Source organism: Haladaptatus sp. W1, assembly GCF_001723155.1.
Lineage (GTDB): Archaea > Halobacteriota > Halobacteria > Halobacteriales > Haladaptataceae > Haladaptatus > Haladaptatus paucihalophilus.
The window spans coordinates 1-2,225 of record NZ_MEIH01000050.1 but is presented as its reverse complement, the minus strand read 5'-3'; the positions used below and the strand labels follow the sequence as shown (position 1 = coordinate 2,225).

Below are 2,225 nucleotides of genomic sequence, written 5' to 3'. Positions count from 1 at the left end.
CTCGCCTCTGCCAATCGAACGAGCGCTTCTAGCTTTCGTCCGGTCACCGGAATCGGCGCGTCCTCGTCCGCACCTTTCGAACGCAAATCCACGTAGAAGTCCCGAATCGCCTCGCGAGCCTCCTCGGTCATCGTTGGATAGACGTTCGATTTCGCGTAGGCGATGTACTTGTGGAGCAGTTCCGCGTCTATCGGCGGAACGATTTCTTCCGTTTGGCTTCGTACCTGTTCTTCGGTGATGTTCGGATAGTTAATTTCTGTCCGCTGAGTGTTCAACTCTCCAGCAAAGTTGGTTTGCAGAATATGCTGCGCGAGCCGTGAATCGTGGTCAGGGTCGGGCTGATCCGTCACCGTAAAGATGAGGTCGAATTGAGAGATGAGTTCGGGTTCGAGATCTATCTGCTCCCCAATCGACTCGTACTGATCGAACCGTCCGTACTTCGGATGTGCGGATGCGAGAACTGATGCCCGCGCTTTCAGTTGCTCTGAGACGGTGGCTTTGTTCACCTTAACCGTCTGGTCTTCAAGCACGTCGATAAGAGCCGCTCGCTGTTTGTCGCTGAACTTGTCGAGGCTCTCAAGGCACGCGAGACCACGGTCAGCGAGTGGGAGCGCACCGGCTTCCACAGCCCAAGTTTTGTTGCCGGTACCCGTCTTTTTCGTGCGTTTCATCGACGCGGTGAGGCCGACAGAGGAACTGCCAGACCCAGAGGCACTAATAGTACATGGTGAAAGAACACCTGCGTAGTCGAGCAGCCGGCTTTCATATGGGCCGGGGTCGCCGAAGAGTGCAACATGGATGTCGCCGCGAATGCGAGTTCCGTCCGGAAGATGCTTTGTGACACCGCCGAACAGTTGGAGAATGATTGCAAGCTTCTCCCGTTCGTATCCGTAAATCGAAGGAGCCACTGAGCTAACCATCTGATCGTAAATGTCTGATTGGTTGGAGTGTTCGATGATGTCTTCCTTGTCATCGAATGTGATGTCCATATCCTCGAACTCTTCTTCCTCGATGACGACCGAGAGACCGTCGATTATCTTGTCAGCGACAGAGGCATCTGTGTGGCTGCCATGGAGGATGTGCACGATGCCGGTCACAGTAACGGTCGGCGAGTTCCTTCACATGGGCGTCGTCCTCGGCGACAAAACGCTGTTTCACGAGCTCCACCGCGCGCCGTTCGACGGCTATCTCACCCCGGACGAGGCGGGCGAACTCGACCGGTTCGTCTACGAGGAGCGGGAGATGGACTACGCGAGCGAACTCGCGGACCGGATGCAGCGTGCGATTCGACTCCGTTCGCGTCAGCCGGGCAAGAAGGGTCTGTTGCTGTCGGCGGGGTACGATCGCGGACGCTGCTGTCACAGCTTCCCGACCTCGACCACAGCTACACCGTCGGAATGCCGGACGCACAGGAGGTGAAGGTCGCCCGGCGCTTGGCGAAACAGTACAACGTGGACCACACGACGCTGGTGACGAACGACCGGTACATCACGCCCGGGGAACAGAAGGTGCGCGACACGCAGGGCATCAAGGAGTCCATCCACATCCATCACGCGGGCTACAACAGCGAGATGGAAGTGGACACGATGTATCACGCCCTGCTGTTCGACACGCTGTTGAAGGGGTTCGGTCACAAGCGAACCGAGTTGAAGCTGTTCGGCAAGACCATCCCGACGAAGAAGATGGAGTCGGACCCCGACCCGGTCGAGGCGTCGCTCGACAACTTCGGCTACCTTCCCGAGCGGAGCAGGAAGGTCGCGGAGAAGTACACGTCCGACCCTGACGCCGCCGGAAAGTTCGTCCGGCAAGCCATCGATTCGGAGTTCGACCGCTGCTGGAAGCGGAACCGACTCCGTGCAGAACGCTCTCGCGCTATTCAGCATCCGGAACCAGCCGACGATTCCGTCGCGGACCCACCTCGCGGATAACTACCTCGAATCGTTCATCGCGGCCGACACGGAGCTGCTGGAGTGGCACCTGCAAACGCCGCCGGAGTACCGGAACACGTCGACGTTCATCCGCGCGATTCGGCAGCTGGACGAGGACCTGTTCCGCCACCGTCCTCCGGACCGGCCGTACACGTCGACGTTCTTGTCCCAGATGGAGCAGTTCGTGCGCCGAAAACTCCCGTTCATCACGGAGTTCCAACCCGCGTGGCCCGACCGACAGAAGGTGTACGACCGCTACAACTTGGACCAGCGGTTGTTTCCCCGAAAACGAGACGA

Annotated in this window: 2 protein-coding genes and 2 pseudogenes; 3 read left to right on the top strand and 1 reads right to left on the bottom strand. The window is 58.7% G+C overall.

From position 1 onward, the window contains the following. Nucleotides 1–1,097, bottom strand: a pseudogene (locus BG842_RS02855) (AAA family ATPase); the annotation flags it as partial. On the opposite strand from BG842_RS02855, the gene BG842_RS30960 reads away from it, so the two are divergent. The 3 genes and pseudogenes from BG842_RS30960 to BG842_RS30950 all read left to right on the top strand — a co-directional run. Continuing rightward, complete coding sequence (locus BG842_RS30960; protein WP_254662856.1) at nucleotides 1,087–1,419, top strand: hypothetical protein; 333 nt, start codon at nucleotides 1,087–1,089, stop codon at nucleotides 1,417–1,419. The pseudogene BG842_RS02855 and the gene BG842_RS30960 overlap by 11 nt on opposite strands. Continuing rightward, nucleotides 1,398–1,928, top strand: a complete 531-nt coding sequence (locus tag BG842_RS30955) for a hypothetical protein (RefSeq protein WP_254662855.1) — start codon at nucleotides 1,398–1,400, stop codon at nucleotides 1,926–1,928. Before BG842_RS30960 ends, BG842_RS30955 begins: the two co-directional genes overlap by 22 nt. Continuing rightward, a pseudogene (locus tag BG842_RS30950) lies at nucleotides 1,855–2,225 on the top strand (hypothetical protein); the annotation flags it as partial. The gene BG842_RS30955 and the pseudogene BG842_RS30950, both read left to right, overlap by 74 nt.